Origin of the sequence: Salinivibrio sp. AR640 (assembly GCF_001995405.1) — a bacterium.
GTDB lineage: Bacteria > Pseudomonadota > Gammaproteobacteria > Enterobacterales > Vibrionaceae > Salinivibrio > Salinivibrio costicola.
The window spans coordinates 1-18,282 of record NZ_MUFD01000038.1 but is presented as its reverse complement, the minus strand read 5'-3'; the positions used below and the strand labels follow the sequence as shown (position 1 = coordinate 18,282).

Here is an 18,282-nt window from a genome sequence, read left to right as displayed (position 1 = left end):
AGTAAATCCACCGAAGCTTCAATACTGCCGTTTCCGCTCGACTTGCATGTGTTAGGCCTGCCGCCAGCGTTCAATCTGAGCCATGATCAAACTCTTCAATTAAAGTTTTGGTGTTTGCTTTYCCWAAGAAAAGACAAACGGCTCGATAAATACTGTTTTGTTCGTCTCTTGCGAGACAAACGAATTGACTGTGCCGAATAACTAAAAGTTATATCGTATTGGTCACTCAGTTCATCGAATAAATCTTTTTGTCTATTCTCAACGAGTGCCCACACAGATTGCATAGGTCAAATTGTTAAAGAGCGCCGCTCATCGTTGAGCGGGAGTGGCATAATACGCCACTTTGGCATTGAGTCAAGCATTTTGTTTTGCTTGTCTGTATTGCCGTTGTTAGCTCGGCTTGCCGTGCCAACGAGAGCGCATTATAGAGAGGTAATTTTTTGGCGCAAGGGGTTTTTGATAAAAANCCCACACAGATTGCATAGGTCAAATTGTTAAAGAGCGCCGCTCATCGTTGAGCGGGAGTGGCATAATACGCCACTTTGGCATTGAGTCAAGCATTTTGTTTTGCTTGTCTGTATTGCCGTTGTTAGCTCGGCTTGCCGTGCCAACGAGAGCGCATTATAGAGAGGTAATTTTTTGGCGCAAGGGGTTTTTGATAAAAACAGCACAAGCGATTAAAAACCAATCAAACGGGTGGTAACTCACTCGTTTGCGGCGCTCATAGACGCTTATTACATACCTTGGTGTCGAAGCGTTGACCCTGTGAAGTAAAATCTCAGCGTCTGTGCCTTATTTCGGTCATCTTGCCAGCGAACTTCTAATACGAGTGTTTTCGCATAAACACCGCCATCATCGGTGAGCACATTTTTAATCTCAGTCACTGCCAGTTGGTAACCAGTATCTTCAGTATCTATCAAGCATCTTGCTAAACGGCTCAACCTCATGACTGCAGTATGGCTTGCACTGCAGGGCGTATCCGTGTTCATTAAACGCCAATGCGCCAGTTGGTTACTAGCAACATGCATAGCCCCTTCTGCCAAGCGCGCATTGTGTTGCTTAGCTTGAATATCGACAGTGAGTGTATAAATACCTGCGCCCGTTACCGCTACTAACACTAACGCAATCAATATTTCGATAAAGGAAAAACCTCGCGCTCGCAACATGCTATCCCTCATCATAAGGCGGTTTGATGTCATGATAGCTATTACCGACTGGACGCCACTGCTTAAGACCTTTAAAACTCTGCTGTACCGTTTCATCACTATAGGTTGGTTGAAATGAACCATACACCACGGAATGGCCATCCGGCACATCAGTAATAAATGCGCCTTTGGTGATGAAACTACCGTGAAACCAAAAAGGGACACGGCTTGCTTGATCAGGATTGCTGACAGTTGATGTGATCATTTCGCAAAGTTCTTGGATATTACTATCGTCGTGAGAGCAAGACATCCCGCCAGATTCGGAGATGGTCATCCCCCATTGCTCAGCAAATTCTCTCGCATTCAGATTATCGGTGTTAAACTGATATACCACTCCTTTAAAGGGTTTAATCGCACCACGCAGCGCCACAATGCCATCTTGCACAACCAGTAAAATCGGAGGTTCACTTGGTAACGCCTTTAAACCCTCTCGGCTTAGATCACAAGGCCCATCCACCCAGACTTTTGCATTCGCTCTCTCTCTGTGTTTACTGCTAGCGACTGCATTCAATAGAGTTTCATAACATAACGACGGATCATCTTGGGTATTAACAACAAAACCGCCTTGTCGCTCAAATTGCTCTCTGACTGTTTCCCACTGCGCGCGAGGGACACCAAAGTAATCGTTGAACAAGTCCATATTCTCAACGTTGGTTTGCACATCTTTTTTTAGTCGCGCGCCGGTTTCATCGCGACTATCTGCCACTGTGTAGTCGCTAACCTCCGTTTTATATTCGGGGGCGCACTCATCGCTACCATCTAAGCGAACGGTAAATCTGTTTTGACTTTTTTCCTCTTCATTCTTTGAGCTCTCTGAGCTCTCTGAACTCTTTGACTGATTCTCACCGAGCGTGCGCGGACGAATCATGACATCGCCCCCCGCCATAATTGAATGGCATTCATATAAACCATCCTCTCGCTTTTTTCCTTTTACCGGTCGCCATGTATTGCCACCGTAAAACGCGGCGGATCCAGAAGTGACAAACGAACTCCTTCGCGCGCCGGTGGCTTTTGCCAGAGTCACCCCGACTTGTTGCTGTGCATGAGTCGCGTAAAGATGCCACATTCCGCGCTCACTGTTTTGCCATGGTGCCAACCATAATTGACTTTGCGCGACGTTTTGACAGGGAGAAAGTTGTTCTAGTGCTTTGGCGATATCATTGTTGGATAACTCAATGCCATCATGTTGAATTTTAGCCACCGCACAGTCGAGAGCGGCCCAAGCTTTAGAAAGTGATTGCTCGGTTTTGACTCTCGCTTGCGTCTGTTGGATATCATTAACCGCACGTCGACTGACTCCTAACACAATGAGAAGTGCAATCAGTGCAACACTCGCAACCACCGCAAGCGTTGCTATGCCTTGGTCGTACTTATGTTTTCTGATGTATTTCATGGTGAAACAACCGTATTAGCTAAAACCAAGGTTCTCGACACTTGTTCACTTTCGCTAGGTTGACGTTTTAATGAGGCGGAGAGTTCGATAGTTAACGCGGTAATACGTCGCCCTGTCTCCGTCCGCGTCTCATCACGAGAAAAGGCTAAATGCGTTACCTTCAATACTCGGGATGAAATATCTCGCCAGTACCCTGACTCACATGACCAATTTTTGGTGTCTTGGTGATTTTCATAAGCCTCTATCGCCTGTGATTCGGCATCGAAACGAAATCCTTTGGCATCGTCTTTATCAATAGTTTGCGTGGAGTGAGTACGCCCTTGTTGGTACGCAAATCGCAAACATTGCCCGCTAGATTGCTCAGGCACTTCATCAATTAACACAATGTGCGCCTCATCTCCGCTTTTAAACACGTAAGGGGAAGTCCTGCCGCATTGATAACAGAGGGCTGCACGGCGAATATCCGCCTCCATAAAGGAAAGAAGGCGACTCATTTCTAAAGACAAAAACGTTTTATTATCCAGACGCGTTTGTGTCGCCGTCGCTGTTGTCATCACCGCCAGTGCCGCGATGGTGACTATCATACTCACCGTCAGCCCCACTAAGAGTTCAACCAATGAATGGCCTTTACAGTTAGCTGCACGCACTGGCTACCTCCCGCCACGGACAAACATCAAAGCCAAGGTACTGGCGGACGGTGACAATGTAATCCGGTGTGCTGGCAAGATCGTGGCTTAGACCAAGCGTGAGATTATGACTGGGTCGCTGTGTGCGAAAATCGATAGTAAATAGATCCCCGTCAGGCAATAACACCCACTCCTCACTCACTTTCTTTTTTAATTGAATTGCTTTAGGTAGCCTTACCATAGCTGATGCGGTTTGTTGACACGATATTTTAGCCATCGCGCCCGTTCTACTCACACTGTTCGCTTTTTCGTTGACCGGTTGAGCAATAATGCATTGCGTATTTTCGTCTTGATGCAAAATAAGACGATATGCTTGGCTCTGATTGATCGCACGACTTTGAGTCAGTTGGAATAAGCTTGCCAGCTCTGCACTGCGACTGGCCATCACGGCCACTTGGCGTGAATAGGTAAAGCTAGGAAATGCGATGGCACAAATAACCGCTAACACACTCAATACAATCAATAATTCAATCAATGTTACGCCATGTTGCTGTAGCCTACTTGGCGTGAATTGGGTACGGTGAAAACGCATACTGCCTCCCAAGATCGCCGCCTGCCGATTGAGCGCAGACTACCACTCTCATAAGCTCTGTATGCGTTTGGTGATTGAGTCTTCGAGGGGCACGTAGAAATGCGTTTATATTTTTGTCGCTATTTACAACATGGCGTGACACTGATCGAAATGATGCTTGTACTGGCCATCATCGCAACACTTGCAGGGATTGCCATCCCCAGCTATGCCGAGCACCAACAACGACAGACGCGGCAAGCGGCGACTCGACATTTAATTCAGTTACAAGCGTGGGTAGAGCAGCAATTTACGATGGCTGAGCAATATCCGTCGGTATCAGATGTCGCTAAGTTAGAAGAGGCGCTATGTGCGGATTGTCAGCTCTCACCGGATTATCGGTTCGAAATCCAAGGTGGGAAGGCAGCCTATAAGATCCTTGCTCACCCTCGAACAAGTTCCCCCCAAATCGATGACGCATGTGCTACCTTGGTCCTCCATGCGAACGGACTGATAACGTCGACCTCATCAAATGCATCTTGTCCTTTACCGCATGTTCGATCAACAAATACGTTTTCGTCAGGCATAAAAAAAGCCAGCACAGAGCTGGCCTTTCTATGATGACTGAGGATTCAATACTGGCTACCCCGTATGCACGAGGCCCAGTTGCTTATCCGGTTAAATCATCAAAAAACTTTTTGACACCGTCAAAGAAGCCCTCTGATTTTGGCTTGTGTTTTTTCGCTTCAGTGCCACTAAAAGACTCTTCTAGCTCTTGTAGAAGCTCTTTTTGACGGCTGCTTAAGTTCACTGGCGTTTCGACAACCATCTTACAGATCAGGTCACCCATACCGCCGCCACGAACAGACTGCACCCCTTTACCGCGCATACGGAACATGCGTCCTGTTTGCGTTTCTGCTGGCACTTTTAAGCTTACACGGCCATCAAGGGTAGGCACTTCAACCTCGCCACCTAGCGCGGCCATGGTGAAACTCACCGGTACTTCACAATACAAGTTGTTGCCATCTCGGGTGAAAATGTGGTGTTCACGAACGTGTACTTGAACGTATAAGTCGCCCGCTGGCGCACCATTTTCTCCCGCTTCACCTTCACTTGATAAGCGAATACGATCGCCTGTATCAACCCCTGCTGGGATTTTCACATTCAAGTGCTTGGTCTCTTTGACGCGACCTTGACCGTGGCAGCTATTACAAGGGTCTTTGATAATGGTACCGCTGCCGTGACACGTTGGGCAGGCCTGCTGAACCGCAAAGAAACCTTGGCGCATTTGTACTTGGCCAATACCGTTACAGGTCCCACAGGTTTGCTTCTTAGTCCCCGGTTTCGCACCACTACCATCACACGTCGAACAGCCGACATAGGTGGGCACTTCGATCTCTTTGCTGACGCCACGGACCGCTTCTTCAAGCGTTAGCTCCATGTTGTAGCGTAAATCGGCACCACGTTGTGCGCGTTGCTGACCACCGCGACGACCTCCGCCGAATATATCGCCGAATACGTCACCAAAAATATCGCTAAAGTCAGCACCACCGCCGCCAAAGCCGCCACCGCCGAAGCCGCCGCCTCCCATGCCACCTTGTTCAAAGGCTGCATGACCATATTGGTCGTAGGCTGCACGTTTTTGCGGATCGGTCAGTATTTCGTATGCCAACTTCACTTCTTTAAATTTTTCGTCGGCATCATCGCCTTTATTGCGGTCTGGGTGATACTTCATCGCCAGCCGCTTATAGGCCTTTTTAATATCGCGCTCGCTTGCATCGCGGCTTAAGCCGAGCACTTCATATAAATCTCTTTTAGACATGGTCTGACTGCACCTGTTTACGTCAACAAAACAAAGACGTTCAAATCACTGTTTGATAAAACGACGGGCGAAGGAGATCGCTCCCCTACGCCCGTGCTTATTAACGACAGTGCTTTCGCTTATTTCTTGTCGTCGTCTTTAACTTCTTCGAACTCAGCATCAACAACGTCGTCGTCTTGTTTTGCTGAATCGGCACCGGCGTCTTGCTGCGCCTGCTCATTTTGAGCTTGCTGCTGGGCAATTTCCATCAGTTTTGATGAAGCCGCAACCAGTGCTTGAACCTTCGCATCGATGTCTTCTTTATCTTCACCGTTGCGTGCGGTTTCCAGCTCAGAGATAGCTGTTTCGATCTTCTCTTTGTCTTCAGCAGGCAATTTGTCACCCGCTTCGTCCATTTGCTTGCGTGTACCATGAATGAGCTGATCAGCTTGGTTACGGGCAGTGACTAACTCTTCGAACTTTTTGTCCGCTTCTTTGTTAGCTTCTGCTTCTTGTACCATTTTCTCAACGTCTTCATCACTTAGGCCACCAGACGCTTGGATGGTGATCTTCTGCTCTTGACCGGTTTGCTTATCAGCCGCAGACACGTTCAAGATACCATCCGCGTTCAAGTCGAAAGTCACTTCAATTTGTGGCGTGCCACGTGGCGCTGGCTGAATACCTTCTAGGTTAAACTGACCCAGTGATTTGTTATGCATGGCTTGCTTACGCTCACCTTGGATCACATGAATCGTTACCGCGCTTTGATTGTCTTCAGCGGTTGAGAACACTTGATTCGCCTTAGTTGGAATTGTCGTGTTTTTCTCAATCAGCTTGGTCATCACACCGCCCATGGTTTCGATACCTAGCGATAGTGGCGTAACGTCAAGCAGTAGTACGTCTTTAACATCGCCAGACAGTACACCACCCTGTGCAGCCGCACCCATTGCAACCGCTTCATCCGGGTTCACGTCCTTACGTGCATCCTTACCGAAGTACTCTGCAACTTTTGACTGAACCATAGGCATGCGGGTTTGACCACCGACCAAGATAACATCCGTGATTTCATCAACAGACAGCTCGGCGTCAGCCAGGGCCACTTTCATTGGTTCGAGTGAACGTTGAACCAGATCTTCAACCAGTGATTCCAGCTTGGCACGAGTAATCTTGATGTTCATGTGCTTAGGACCGGTTGCGTCCGCAGTCACATAAGGCAAGTTCACGTCTGTTTGCTGCGCAGAAGACAGTTCAATCTTCGCTTTCTCAGCCGCTTCTTTGACACGCTGCATCGCGAGCGGGTCTTGACGCAGATCGATGCCTTGCTCTTTCTTAAATTCGTCGACCAAGTAGGTGATCAAACGGTTATCGAAGTCTTCACCACCCAAGTGGGTGTCACCGTTGGTTGCCAGTACTTCGAAGGTTTGCTCACCATCGACTTCATCAATTTCGATGATAGAGATATCGAACGTACCACCACCTAGGTCATAAACCGCGATAGTGCGATCGCCACCTTTCTTATCAAGGCCGTAAGCCAATGCTGCCGCTGTAGGCTCGTTGATAATACGTTTAACTTCTAGTCCCGCAATACGACCAGCATCCTTAGTCGCTTGACGCTGAGAGTCATTAAAGTAAGCAGGAACAGTGATTACCGCGCCAGTCACTTCTTCGCCGAGGAAGTCTTCAGCGGTTTTCTTCATTTTCTTCAACACTTCAGCTGACACTTGTGGCGCGGCCATTTTTTGGCCTTTCGCTTCAACCCAAGCATCACCGTTATCTGCCTTCACAATTTTGAAAGGCATGATACTGATGTCACGCTGTACTTCTTCATCTTCGAAGCGGCGACCGATCAGACGCTTAATCGCGTATAGGGTGTTTTCTGGGTTTGTCACTGCCTGGCGCTTCGCAGGCTGGCCGACAAGTGTTTCACCATCTTGTGTGTAAGCGATAACGGATGGCGTTGTACGATCACCTTCTGCGTTTTCAATTACGCGCGTTTTTTCACCGTCTAGTACGGCGACACATGAGTTGGTTGTACCCAAGTCAATACCAATGATTTTACCCATCTGGTGCTCTCCGAAATTCGTTCTGTGGCTGTAGTTCGTTACCCTTTATGTGGGGTAACTGTGAGAGGTTCAACCCCCTCACCGCAAATTTTTATTTGTTGCTGCCGTTTAAATAAGGGCAGCACGACACTTTTCAAGGGCTAGCAGCAAAAAAATCCGTGTTCGTCACTCACGTATCACAAGCGGAGTAACAAATTAACTATTGATGCTATGCCCTTATTAAAATCACGCTTTTTCGTCGACGTTGCCTTGTGCGGCTTTCGATACCATCACCATCGCTGGACGTACCACGCGACCATTTAACTCATAGCCTTTTTGCATCACCATCATTACGGTGTTTGGCTCATGCTCAGTGCTTTCTTGGATCGTCATCGCTTGGTGAAGCTCAGGGTTAAAAGGTTGGCCTTGTGGGTCAATCGCTTTCAAACCAAACTTATCAATGGTATCCATCATGGTTTTTAGCGTCAGCTCTACCCCTTCAACCATGGGCTTGATCGATTCATCTTCCTTATCCGCCATCTCGACAGCACGCTCAAGGTTGTCGATAACTGGCAGCAACTCACTGGCAAACTTCTCCAGTGCAAACTTTCGCGCTTTCTCTACTTCTTGCTCTGAGCGACGACGCATATTGTCTACGTCAGCACGGGCACGAAGCACACTGTCTTGTTGCTCTTGCACTTTGGCTTCACTGGCTTCAAGTGCTGCTTCTAACTCTGTAATGCGTGCAATCATGGCTTCGGTTTCCTCTTGCTCAATGTCTGCACTACCGCTTGCCTGTTGCTCAACCGTCTGCTCTGCATCTTTGCCTTCAGCAGCTTGCGCATCTTTCATCGCTTCTTGCTCTTGCTTAACTTTCTGTTCTTCGCTCATGATCACTCCGACACAAATGGCATTGCCCAGCGCGCACTGGGACTGTTTAACTTGATTGTGGAAGTATTATGGGGATGAATCTTTATGATTCAACCGCCCACATAACGCAAATCACGACAATCCTTTTTTTACCGCGTTATACTGGGCACAAATAACGATGGGATCCTGATTATGTCGACACCATTCCAGCGCATTGCTTTAATTGGTAAACCTCGCAACCCAGACGCGGTGAATACACACATCGGCCTTTATCATTGGCTCACCGAGCGCGGTTACGAGGTGTGCATTGATACACGCTTGAGTACCAATTTAGGGCTACCCGACGCGCACTATCTGGATTTGGTTAATATTGGTCAGCACGCTGATCTCGCGATCGTTATCGGTGGCGACGGTAATATGCTCGGCGCCGCCCGCGTACTGTCACGAAGCGATATAAAAGTGATTGGTGTAAACCGCGGTAATTTAGGCTTTTTGACTGACCTGGATCCCGATGCCTTTGAAAATGCCCTAGATGCCGTTTTGAGTGGCGACTACATGGAAGAAGACCGCTTTTTGCTTGAGACAGAGATCCATCGTCACGATCAGGTTAAAAGCCATAATGCTTCGCTCAACGAGGCCGTTTTACACCCAGGGCAAGTGGCTCACATGATTGAGTTTGAGGTCTATATTAACGAGCATTTCGCCTTTTCGCAGCGCTCAGATGGGATCATTATTTCAACGCCGACGGGATCAACAGCCTATAGCTTATCAGGTGGCGGCCCCATCTTATCCCCCAGCCTCAACGCTATTTCTTTAGTCCCTATGTTCCCCCATACCCTATCAAGCCGGCCTTTGGTGGTAGATGGTAATCGCCGGATTAAATTATTAGTGTCTCCCGATAACCGCGGCACACTGGAAGTCAGTTGTGATGGGCAAGTTTCTTTGCCAGTGAATCCGGGCGATGAGGTCCATATTTACAAAAGCCCCGCCACACTCAAACTCATTCACCCCAAAGACTATAATTATTACAATACGTTACGTAAAAAGCTGGGTTGGTCTTCAAAGCTGTTCTGACGCGGCTGTTTTTTCATATCAACGTTATTTTCCTTCTTCCTGTTGGTATGCAAAACAGGCCAGCCACTTTTTGTCCATTTTTTGTGCGCCTCATCCCATTCACAATAATTCTCACTGAACAGTATTCACTGGATGAAAAAACAGTATATACTGTATCTATACACAGTTGTTGATAGATACAGGTGTTTTCCTATGTTAGCCGATATAACCATTCAAAACTTTGCCATCGTTAAATCCTTGGAGTTGGAGTTTAGTAAAGGCATGACGGCGATAACCGGTGAGACCGGGGCAGGTAAATCTATTTCTATTGATGCGCTAGGCTTATGCTTAGGTGACCGCGCCGATGCCAATATGGTGCGCCCAGGGGAAAAGCGCGCTGAAATATCGACCAGCTTCACCTTGGAACAAAACAGTGCGGCGCGACGCTGGTTACAAGATAACGAATTAGAAGACGGTGACGATTGTATTTTAAGACGCGTAATCACTAAAGAAGGGCGGTCACGCGCTTATATCAATGGCAATCCGGTTCCTGCTTCTCAGCAAAAAGCACTTGGGCAACTTTTGATCAACATTCACGGTCAACATGCACATCAACAACTGTTACGCCCTGAGCACCAAATTACGTTGCTTGACCAATATGCGGGTCATCAATCGTTGATCGATAAAATGGCAACGCGCTATCAACGTTGGCGTCGCACAAAAAATGAGCTAAAAGCACTGATAAAGAAAAAGGACGATATTGAGGCGCAACAACAGCTGCTTGAGTATCAAGTGGGCGAACTCAATGAACTTGCGCTTGGTGAAGACGAATATCAGCAAATTGAAGAAGAGCATAAACGCTTATCCAACAGTGGTGATATCGCGATGACAAGCCAAGCAGTGGTTGATCTGCTCTGCGATGGCGAAGAAAGCAATACACTTGGCCTACTAACTGCTGCGCAACAACGTTTGAATGAATTAGCGACACTAGACAATCACTTCTCTCCACTGGCTGAAATGCTCGAAGAAGCTAGAATTCAAACTCAAGAAACCAGTCAGGAGATCGCTCGTTATCTTGATCAACTCGACATGGATCCGCAGCGTTTACAATATTTAGATCAACGCATGGCTACCATTATGAGTTTGTCACGCAAACACCATGTTCAACCAGAGGTGCTGTATAGCACACATCAACAGTTGATAACGGAGCTAGAAAAACTCGCGCACAATGATGAGGCCATTGAGCAGCTTCAAGCCGAAGTCGACAAGCAATTCGCAGACTGTTTAGACACAGCAGAAAAGCTCAGTAAAAGCCGTCGTCGTTATGCCAAAGAGCTCAATAAACTCATTACCCAAAGCATGCATCAGCTCAGCATGGAACACGGCAGTTTTGAAATCCAAGTCGAAAATAAAGCACAGACCCACCTAAGTCCTCTAGGCGGCGATGCGGTCGCATTTTTGGTCTCGACCAACCCCGGCCAGCCTTTACAACCACTCGCAAAGGTCGCATCAGGTGGTGAGCTATCGCGGATCTCCCTCGCTATTCAAGTGATTACAGCACAAAAAGTGGAAACACCTAGCCTTATCTTTGACGAGGTTGATGTCGGTATTAGCGGGCCAACCGCCGCCATTGTGGGTCAATTATTACGTCAGCTTGGCGAATCGACCCAAGTTATGTGTGTCACCCATTTGCCACAAGTTGCCGGCTGTGGTCATCAACAAATGTTTGTCGCCAAAGAGACTGACCAAGGCACGACGACCACTCGCATGTACCCACTCGATTACCAGGCCCGTATTAATGAGCTGGCCCGTTTGCTTGGTGGCAGTGAAATTACCGAGCGTACTTTAGCGAATGCCGAAGATCTGCTCATTGCGGCTTAAAAAAACACAGCATTGATCACATGCTTGCTCGAGGGAAGTGTGCAACGTTCACTTTCCTCGGTTATTTCTTTTCCCATTGCGAACTTTTTCACGTTATGACCCTCCAAACGCTAGTCGTTGGCAGGTTTTTTACATATATTCTCTGCTTGTTTATACTCGACGCGCTATGCACCGCAGGCACCGCTTGCAAAACGTACTGAGTGACGTGATTTGCCCTCAACGAGACAGTGAAGATATTAACTATGGGTTGGAAAAAAGCCGCCGTTGCCTCTCTAATGGCGATTGCCATTATGGGTTGCTCTTATGCCGAAAAACTGGTTTATCGTGTAGATATCAATCAAGGCAACTATATTGAAGAAAAGGCCGTAGACTCATTGAAGTTTGGCATGACGAAAGAGCAGGTCAAATTCCTTCTCGGCCCACCGATGTTGGTTGAGTCTGGCTACCCAAACACTTGGTACTTCGTACAGTGGCAACAGCCGGGCCACCAAGATCCAACGCAAAAAGATTTAGTGCTCTCGTTTGATGATAATAATCAATTAGTCAGCATGAGTGGTGACTATGAGCCGGGCGACCAGTTTTTTGAGGCTGTGCAATAAGCAGTGACAGCCATTGGCTCGTTAAAAGGCGCCGGATATCGGCGCCTTTACTGTGATTATTTATCGCTTGAGCAAGGCCAAGCATCGGTGTTCGACGGTTAGCGCTTACGCTTGGTATCAACCCGTCCACCTGTCACAGGATCGGCCTTGCCCTCTTGCTTCGCTCGTTCAGCTCGACGGCGGCGAATTTCCTTCGGATCAGCTTGGAGTGGCCGATAGATCTCAATCCGATCACCCTCTCTTACTTGCGCGTCAAGCTTCACCGGTCGGCTAAAAATACCCACTTTGTTGGTGGACAAATCAATGTCAGGGTACGCGCTCAATATACCCGACTGGCGGATAATCTCTTCAACACTTGTATCAGCCTTAACGACACAATTAAAGATGCGTTGCTCATTCGGTAGCGGATACACCACTTCCACATGCACCAGAGTCTCTTCACTCATAAATCGCTTTCGCTCGCTCTGTAAACGCTTTTACCATACTGCTGGTTAACTCACTAAAAATGCGCCCAAACGCTGCTTCCACCAGACGGTTAGTGAATTCAAACTCAAGGTTTAACTCTATCTTACACGCATCACTCGACAACGGCGTAAATTGCCACCCCCCACTTAAACGCTTAAACGGACCGTCAACTAAGGTCATATCAATACGCGCATTGTCGGTTAAGTAATTTTTTGTTGTAAACGTCTTCTTTATGCCCGCTTTGGCCACGTCCAGTGAAGCGACCATGGTTGAGTCTGTGTGCTCTATCAATCGAGTGCTCACACATCCGGGCAAAAACTCGGGGTACGCTTCAACATCGTTCACCAAGGCAAACATTTGCTCAGCACTGAACGGCACTAAAGCCGAGCGGATGATTTGCGGCATAGGGACTCCTTAAAGTTAACCGCGAGATAATACCACTGAGGTCGCCTTTCACCAATGTTAGCGGCTAGCATATCTAAGAAAGTCATGCGGTTTGTCTAACAGCATGCGATAATCCTTTCATTCTTCGACACATCGCCTTTATAATGCGCGGACTATGGCTAAGAAAAACGCAAAGAACAAAGCAAATAGCAACACCATTGCGCTGAATAAAAAAGCACGCTTTGAGTACTTTATTGAAGATGACTTCGAAGCGGGGCTAGAGCTGCAAGGTTGGGAAGTGAAAGCACTTCGATCGGGCAAAGCCAATATCAGCGAAAGCTATGTGTTGCTCAAAGACGGGGAAGCCTTTTTGTTCGGGGCAACGATCACCCCGCTGAATGTCGCCTCCACGCATGTGGTCGCTGATCCACAGCGCACCCGTAAGCTCTTGCTCAAACGGCGGGAGCTTGATACCTTACTGGGTAAGGTTAATCGAGACGGTTTCACCGTGGTGGCATTGTCTTTATACTGGAAAAAATCATTTGCTAAGCTCAAAATAGGCTTAGCGAAAGGTAAAAAATTACACGATAAACGTGATACCGCGAAAGACAGAGACTGGCAGCGTCAAAAATCCAGGATCATGAAACACTCAGCGCGGTAATCGTTGACGCGGCAGATCAATGTGTTAGACTCTGCCGCAACACTCTGGGGCTGATTCAGGATTCGACAGGATTGAGAAGGCCCGTGGAGCATGCCGAGGGGCGGTTGGCCTCGTAAAAAGCCGCAAAAAAATAGTCGCAAACGACGAAAACTACGCACTAGCAGCTTAATAACCTGCTGAGTGCCTATCCTCTCTAGCCTTCGCCTGTAGGACGGGGAATCAGGATAGTCAAAACCAAACAGGATCGCGTGGAGGCTTTGACCCAAGAGCTGAAGCGTTAAACATAAGTTGGGTATGTCTTTGTGTGGCGTGTTTGTCCGCAGCACTCTGACGAGACTAAAGACAAACTAAGCATGTAGCGCCATCGGTTAGACTGATTCTGGACGCGGGTTCAACTCCCGCCAGCTCCACCACTTTCCTTTAAGTTGTTGTTTTTATTAAAAGTTCTTTTGTTTCAAGCAGTTAAAAAGCATATGTGTGATACGCAGCTGAGCTACACGGGCGACGATTTGCACATATACAAACGTAAAAACAGCAGCGTTTACTATTTCCAAAAGCGAGTTCCTAGCCACCTAGTCGAGCACTATGGCAAGCGCCTTATTCGCTTCTCTTTGAAGACCTCGAACAAGACACAAGCCAAACAACTAGCCACCATCGAGGCTGGTCGTCTGATGAAAGAGTTCGCGGAGCTCAGTGGCTATTCTGTACCAGAGAAGAGAGTTGAGCTGGTCGACCTTCAAAACATTGCCATTGAAGCCGCCAATACGTGGGTAAAAGACAAGCAGGACAACATGCTAACTGGCTCTGTCGATGTTGAGGGTATACGGAACGGGTTAGAAGCAAGCTTAGACGCCATTCAAGAACATGCAGCAGGAATGCTACACGACAGCCTAAAACTAGCTGATGCACCTCGCGTACAACGTGTTTTTGAGGGAGCCATCCCTGACCGAACCACCAGCCAGTACAACGCGCTCACAGAGCCACAGAAAGCGCGTGTATTCATCGAGTTCGCCCAGCACCTACAAGCCCAGACACAGACTCTCCTAGACTCGATTAGCGGCTTCTCGAGCGACATTAAGACCATCACCAAACCAATTCCTAAGATAGAAAAAGCTCCAACACTTGAATACGTCGCTAGTGAGTTCTTAGAGAACAAGCAAACAGAAATGGCAGCAACTGGTAAGCCAATGAGTGATAAGCTCAAGCAGCGCTATCAAGTATCTACTGAGTTCCTTCTTGGTCTTATGGGGGCAGACTATCCTGTCAAAGAGGTCTCGACAGCAGACATAAGAAAGCTGAGGGATGTACTGATAGACACGCCAAGTAATTCAGCGAAGTTAAAGGAGACCAAGAATCTCACGACTCCTGAGCTTATTGCTGTGGTGAGTAGTGGGCAATTGAAGCACCTTCCCCCTCTTTCTATCACGAGCATCAATCAGCGCTTAGAAGCGATTTCTGCAATGTTTAAGTTCGCTATGCAAGAACGATATATCACATTCAACCCTGCAGAGAGCGTGAGGCTCAAGAAAAGAGTCGCAGACAAGGACGCACGGAGACCATACTCACCAGAGATGCTCGACAGGTTACTTCAGTTGACCAAAGGCACAGAGCACTACTGGATTGTACGAATAGCACTTTGTTGTGGTCTGCGTATGAATGAAATCGTCCAGTTGAGACCTTCAGACATCAGGCAACACGAGGGCATTTGGTATATCTCTGTAAACGAAGAGGACGGCAAGGCGTTAAAGACTAGCTCTTCGGCCAGATCTGTGCCTCTGCCTGACGCACTGTTAAACCTTGGTTTCATCGAGTTCGTACAGTCACTGAATACAGAGACGCTATTCGATATTCCTCTTCCAAAACAGGGCGGGTATCGCTCAGACATATACAGTAAGCGCTATGCCTATTTCTGTCGTAAGCATGAACTAAAAGCAGACCGTGTAACTTTCCATAGCTTGAGACACAACTTCAAAGACCTAGCGTTGAATGCTGGAGTGCCTGAAGTTGCTTATAAGCAGCTTGGTGGATGGTCAGAAAGCTCTGTCAGTGGTAATTACGGCTCAGGCCTGACGATAGCTAGTCTCAGGAAGCATATAGAGACGATTCATTTCCCACTCAATGATTGAGAAACGGTAAAAGTCGACAGACCTCCCCTTCCCCCATGGCAGGTGACATTCCCTTTGGAACTATACCGCCTCCTGTGAGGGCTTATGAGTGCTCTGTGACAGCTGTTATGTGATAATTAGGTGGCTAGTTTCTGTTGTCGAAACAATAATAGAGAGGCTTTGGGGCAGCTTCAGTGTTAACTATGCTAGAAGACCAATCATAGGCATTGAAGCAGTGGGAGTGGGTCACTTGCTCCTGAGTGGAGTTATATAGACCCGTATGGTGCAGTAGTTATTTCTAATGATAAGGGTTAGTAAGCGGTTAATAAACCGGTGAACGCCTACTCGACATCACTGAGATCCACACACCATGGCATCAGATCTGACATATCGTCCGATGGCGACCGCTTGGGTAATTCAGCGAACAGGTGCCGGAAGTAATAATAGGGATTGATGTCATTGGCACGGCATGTCATCACCAAGCTATACAGATTAGCACTCGCTTTTGCTCCACCGACAGATGTCGAGAACATCCAGTTCTTTCGACCCGTGGCGAACGGGCGGATGTCTCGCTCCGTCACATTGTTGTCGATGCTAATGCGGCCATCTTCCAGATAGGTCAGCAGTTTGGGCCACTGATTTTTCGCATACGTGATGGCCTGGCCTAAGGCGCCTTTGGGCAACACATGCATGCTATCAAGCCAGCGTTTAAAGTCATTTAACAGAGGCAGACTTTCTTGCTGTCTGAGTTGTTGCCGGGCCTCGGCCGATAAGTGTTTCCCGCGTCGCTCGATGCCGTAGAGCTTGTTGATGAAGGTGAGCGCTTTTTCTGGCTTGCCGGCTTTTTTCGAGGGCGACGCCTTTTGCGCATCGGTAAATTTACGGCGAACATGAGCCATACACGCTGCTTGCGTCACACCGTCAACGGTATCGTAAGCACTGTAACCATCGGACAGAAGATAGCCCTGATAATCGCCCAGGAACGCTCGCACACACGCGCCGGCTCGACTGGGTTGATAATCATAAATCACCACCGGGTGGTCGGTAAATTCACCACTGCGATACACCCACATGTAAGAGGTCGACTGCGCTTTTCTATCTGCTTCTTTGAGCACTTGCACCGTGGTTTCATCGGCGCAGATAAGTGGCTCGCTGGCTAACTGTGCTTTCATCGTATCGATAATCACGTCAACTTTGCTGCCCAGCTGCACACACCAGTTGGCTAAAGTGGCACGGCTAATGTCGATACCCGCTCGGTTCAGCATATCGACTTGACGATATAGCGGCAGTGCATCCACATATTTGGCGGTCACGACGGCGGCAAACGCCTCTGGACTGCCAAGGCTTTTGGGGATCATGCTAGCTGGCTTCGGTGCGGTCACTACCTGGCTGGTTTCAGCGGTTTGCTCGCACTGGCGGCAGGCATATTTGGTGCGCTCATGACGAATGACACTGACCCGCTGCGGCACGATTTTCAATGTTTCGCTCACTTCTTTGCCACAGGCGTGTAAGGGCACGTCGCAGCACGCGCAATAAGGGGTATTTAAGGTATGGGTGTGCACCTCACGCTCAAGATCAGCAGGTAGGGGGTTGCGTCCTGTTTGACGTCGCGCCTTAGGCGCAGAGGGCAACGCATCTTGCTGCTCGGCTTCGTTGAAAGTGCCTTTCGCCACTTTTTCACTTTGTGCGGCAAAGCGTTTGGATTGGCTCAGGTTTAACTGCTCAATCAATAACTGAACGTGGTTTTTTAACGCCGAGATCTCTTCCTCTTTCGCCACTAGCATGGCTTTAAGTTGCTCGATATCATCAGGGAGGTCGGTCATTGGGCGTCATCTTCTTACCGTGTAATGGCAACAAGTTTGACGGCTCAAAAGGATCGTTCAAGAGCAATATGATGATCACTGTCATGGGTCACACTTCTAGTCCCTTTAAAGGATGATGCCCGTGACTGTTTTCCAGTGACAGTCCCGATAGGAGCCAGTGAAGTTGCGGTTTACTCAGGGTGATCACGCCGTCAGGGCTCGGGCGAGGCCACTTGAAGGTGCCCTTTTCTAGGCGGCGGTAATACAGCCAAAACCCATTGGTATCCCAGAATAAGATTTTGAGCTTATCGCGACCGCGATTACAGAAAATAAACCAGGCTTCACTAAAGGGATCCATCTCAAGCTGCTCGGCCACGATCAATGATAGACCGTCAATCGACTTGCGCATGTCGGTGACGCCAGAGACCAAGAATACCTTGCCAGAAGGCGTCATTGCAGTGCATCCACCCAGTGTTTGATTTGTGCGGCGTTGAGCGTGGCGGGTAACTCGGCTCGAATGCCATTGGCAAAGACAAGCACGACGGACGCCCCAGGTAAGTGACCGGACGTATCGACCACAACCGGCTGCACGGTTTGCGCTTGTTGGTGTTCACGTAATCGCTTCGACCAATAATAAAAAGTTTGATAGGGAATAGCGTTGTCTTGGCAAAACTGCTTAATGGACACTGTGCTTTGCTTTTGTTGTTCAATGATCGCCGCCCAGTGCGCGCGTTTTTGTGCTTGTTTCATCGTACCTCCGCTCAAAAAGGTACTATGGCAAAGCCCGTGTCTTATGGGTATGTGGGGTTTATTAACCGCTTACGTTG

At 48.2% G+C, this 18,282-nt stretch carries 18 protein-coding genes and 1 other RNA gene; 7 read left to right on the top strand and 12 right to left on the bottom strand.

Annotated features, from left to right (window positions below; all coding sequences use genetic code 11):
- Positions 1–734: 734 nt before the first annotated feature.
- From BZG75_RS14320 to BZG75_RS14310, 4 genes are read right to left on the bottom strand one after another with little or no spacing between them, the layout of a single operon-like run.
- Positions 735–1,166, bottom strand: a complete 432-nt coding sequence (locus BZG75_RS14320; RefSeq protein WP_158009999.1) for a type II secretion system protein — start codon at positions 1,164–1,166, stop codon at positions 735–737.
- Position 1,167: 1 nt separating this feature from the next.
- Positions 1,168–2,598 carry a hypothetical protein gene (locus BZG75_RS15340; RefSeq protein WP_158009998.1) on the bottom strand — a complete coding sequence of 477 codons (1,431 nt, stop codon included), beginning with the start codon at positions 2,596–2,598 and terminating at the stop codon, positions 1,168–1,170.
- A complete protein-coding gene (locus BZG75_RS14315) occupies positions 2,595–3,245 on the bottom strand; it encodes a PulJ/GspJ family protein (RefSeq protein WP_077461840.1) in 651 nt (216 codons plus the stop codon). Before BZG75_RS14315 ends, BZG75_RS15340 begins: the two co-directional genes overlap by 4 nt.
- The gene (locus BZG75_RS14310; RefSeq protein ID WP_077461839.1) at positions 3,232–3,816 is read right to left on the bottom strand and encodes a pilus assembly FimT family protein; all 585 of its coding nucleotides are present in this window, start codon (positions 3,814–3,816) and stop codon (positions 3,232–3,234) included. Before BZG75_RS14310 ends, BZG75_RS14315 begins: the two co-directional genes overlap by 14 nt.
- 99 nt (positions 3,817–3,915) lie before the next feature.
- On the opposite strand from BZG75_RS14310, the gene BZG75_RS14305 reads away from it, so the two are divergent.
- Positions 3,916–4,413, top strand: a complete 498-nt coding sequence (locus tag BZG75_RS14305) for a type IV pilin protein (RefSeq protein WP_077577341.1) — start codon at positions 3,916–3,918, stop codon at positions 4,411–4,413.
- A gap of 49 nt (positions 4,414–4,462) precedes the next feature.
- On the opposite strand, the gene dnaJ is transcribed toward BZG75_RS14305, so the two are convergent.
- The 3 genes from dnaJ to grpE all read right to left on the bottom strand — a co-directional run bounded on the left by dnaJ (position 4,463) and on the right by grpE (position 8,526).
- Positions 4,463–5,614: a molecular chaperone DnaJ gene (gene dnaJ, locus BZG75_RS14300; RefSeq protein WP_021024339.1), complete on the bottom strand. Its 1,152-nt coding sequence runs from the start codon at positions 5,612–5,614 to the stop codon at positions 4,463–4,465.
- Positions 5,615–5,733: 119 nt separating this feature from the next.
- Entirely contained in the window at positions 5,734–7,656 is a 1,923-nt protein-coding gene (gene dnaK, locus BZG75_RS14295; protein ID WP_021024340.1) for a molecular chaperone DnaK, read from the bottom strand.
- Positions 7,657–7,881: 225 nt separating this feature from the next.
- Positions 7,882–8,526 (bottom strand): nucleotide exchange factor GrpE, encoded by a 645-nt coding sequence (gene grpE, locus BZG75_RS14290; RefSeq protein ID WP_021024341.1) that lies wholly within the window; start codon positions 8,524–8,526, stop codon positions 7,882–7,884.
- A gap of 171 nt (positions 8,527–8,697) precedes the next feature.
- On the opposite strand from grpE, the gene nadK reads away from it, so the two are divergent.
- The 3 genes from nadK to bamE all read left to right on the top strand — a co-directional run bounded on the left by nadK (position 8,698) and on the right by bamE (position 12,038).
- Positions 8,698–9,579, top strand: coding sequence for an NAD(+) kinase (gene nadK, locus BZG75_RS14285; protein ID WP_077461837.1), 882 nt, complete (start codon positions 8,698–8,700; stop codon positions 9,577–9,579).
- Between the two features lie 192 nt (positions 9,580–9,771).
- Entirely contained in the window at positions 9,772–11,439 is a 1,668-nt protein-coding gene (gene recN, locus BZG75_RS14280; protein ID WP_077461836.1) for a DNA repair protein RecN, read from the top strand.
- 242 nt (positions 11,440–11,681) lie between these two features.
- Positions 11,682–12,038, top strand: a complete 357-nt coding sequence (gene bamE, locus BZG75_RS14275; protein ID WP_021024344.1) for an outer membrane protein assembly factor BamE — start codon at positions 11,682–11,684, stop codon at positions 12,036–12,038.
- A 98-nt stretch (positions 12,039–12,136) separates the two neighbouring features.
- Here the strand turns inward: bamE and BZG75_RS14270 are convergent, their stop codons facing one another.
- Together BZG75_RS14270 and BZG75_RS14265 are read right to left on the bottom strand one after the other, a co-directional pair.
- On the bottom strand, positions 12,137–12,484 hold the full coding sequence (locus BZG75_RS14270; protein WP_021024345.1) for an RnfH family protein: 348 nt from the start codon (positions 12,482–12,484) through the stop codon (positions 12,137–12,139).
- The gene (locus BZG75_RS14265) at positions 12,477–12,908 is read right to left on the bottom strand and encodes an SRPBCC family protein (protein WP_021024346.1); all 432 of its coding nucleotides are present in this window, start codon (positions 12,906–12,908) and stop codon (positions 12,477–12,479) included. Before BZG75_RS14265 ends, BZG75_RS14270 begins: the two co-directional genes overlap by 8 nt.
- A gap of 154 nt (positions 12,909–13,062) precedes the next feature.
- Between BZG75_RS14265 and smpB the strand changes: the two genes are divergently transcribed.
- The 3 genes from smpB (at position 13,063) to BZG75_RS14250 (ending at position 15,674) form a co-directional block, all read left to right on the top strand.
- On the top strand, positions 13,063–13,548 hold the full coding sequence (gene smpB, locus BZG75_RS14260; protein WP_077461835.1) for an SsrA-binding protein SmpB: 486 nt from the start codon (positions 13,063–13,065) through the stop codon (positions 13,546–13,548).
- A 46-nt stretch (positions 13,549–13,594) separates the two neighbouring features.
- Positions 13,595–13,961: a transfer-messenger RNA gene (gene ssrA / locus BZG75_RS14255) on the top strand.
- Positions 13,962–13,997: 36 nt separating this feature from the next.
- On the top strand, positions 13,998–15,674 hold the full coding sequence (locus tag BZG75_RS14250; RefSeq protein ID WP_131825149.1) for a site-specific integrase: 1,677 nt from the start codon (positions 13,998–14,000) through the stop codon (positions 15,672–15,674).
- Positions 15,675–15,994: 320 nt separating this feature from the next.
- Here BZG75_RS14250 and tnpC read toward each other — a convergent pair whose 3' ends face one another.
- The 3 genes from tnpC to tnpA form a co-directional block, all read right to left on the bottom strand.
- Entirely contained in the window at positions 15,995–17,476 is a 1,482-nt protein-coding gene (gene tnpC, locus BZG75_RS14245) for an IS66 family transposase (protein WP_077577340.1), read from the bottom strand.
- 88 nt (positions 17,477–17,564) lie between these two features.
- Entirely contained in the window at positions 17,565–17,909 is a 345-nt protein-coding gene (tnpB, locus tag BZG75_RS14240; RefSeq protein WP_025675503.1) for an IS66 family insertion sequence element accessory protein TnpB, read from the bottom strand.
- Positions 17,906–18,205, bottom strand: a complete 300-nt coding sequence (gene tnpA / locus BZG75_RS14235) for an IS66 family insertion sequence element accessory protein TnpA (protein WP_077577339.1) — start codon at positions 18,203–18,205, stop codon at positions 17,906–17,908. Before tnpA ends, tnpB begins: the two co-directional genes overlap by 4 nt.
- Positions 18,206–18,282 lie beyond the last annotated feature (77 nt).

What these genes read in the sequence shown, in the direction of transcription:
- grpE (WP_021024341.1), bottom strand. Translation starts at nt 8,526, where the DNA reads ATGAGCGAAGAACAGAAAGTTAAGCAAGAGCAAGAAGCGATGAAAGAT.
- tnpA (WP_077577339.1), bottom strand. Translation starts at nt 18,205, where the DNA reads ATGAAACAAGCACAAAAACGCGCGCACTGGGCGGCGATCATTGAACAA.
- recN (WP_077461836.1), top strand. Translation starts at nt 9,772, where the DNA reads ATGTTAGCCGATATAACCATTCAAAACTTTGCCATCGTTAAATCCTTG.
- BZG75_RS14310 (WP_077461839.1), bottom strand. Translation starts at nt 3,816, where the DNA reads ATGCGTTTTCACCGTACCCAATTCACGCCAAGTAGGCTACAGCAACAT.
- tnpC (WP_077577340.1), bottom strand. Translation starts at nt 17,476, where the DNA reads ATGACCGACCTCCCTGATGATATCGAGCAACTTAAAGCCATGCTAGTG.
- BZG75_RS14270 (WP_021024345.1), bottom strand. Translation starts at nt 12,484, where the DNA reads ATGAGTGAAGAGACTCTGGTGCATGTGGAAGTGGTGTATCCGCTACCG.
- dnaK (WP_021024340.1), bottom strand. Translation starts at nt 7,656, where the DNA reads ATGGGTAAAATCATTGGTATTGACTTGGGTACAACCAACTCATGTGTC.
- tnpB (WP_025675503.1), bottom strand. Translation starts at nt 17,909, where the DNA reads ATGACGCCTTCTGGCAAGGTATTCTTGGTCTCTGGCGTCACCGACATG.
- BZG75_RS14305 (WP_077577341.1), top strand. Translation starts at nt 3,916, where the DNA reads ATGCGTTTATATTTTTGTCGCTATTTACAACATGGCGTGACACTGATC.
- nadK (WP_077461837.1), top strand. Translation starts at nt 8,698, where the DNA reads ATGTCGACACCATTCCAGCGCATTGCTTTAATTGGTAAACCTCGCAAC.
- BZG75_RS14320 (WP_158009999.1), bottom strand. Translation starts at nt 1,166, where the DNA reads ATGTTGCGAGCGCGAGGTTTTTCCTTTATCGAAATATTGATTGCGTTA.
- dnaJ (WP_021024339.1), bottom strand. Translation starts at nt 5,614, where the DNA reads ATGTCTAAAAGAGATTTATATGAAGTGCTCGGCTTAAGCCGCGATGCA.
- smpB (WP_077461835.1), top strand. Translation starts at nt 13,063, where the DNA reads ATGGCTAAGAAAAACGCAAAGAACAAAGCAAATAGCAACACCATTGCG.
- bamE (WP_021024344.1), top strand. Translation starts at nt 11,682, where the DNA reads ATGGGTTGGAAAAAAGCCGCCGTTGCCTCTCTAATGGCGATTGCCATT.
- BZG75_RS14265 (WP_021024346.1), bottom strand. Translation starts at nt 12,908, where the DNA reads ATGCCGCAAATCATCCGCTCGGCTTTAGTGCCGTTCAGTGCTGAGCAA.
- BZG75_RS15340 (WP_158009998.1), bottom strand. Translation starts at nt 2,598, where the DNA reads ATGAAATACATCAGAAAACATAAGTACGACCAAGGCATAGCAACGCTT.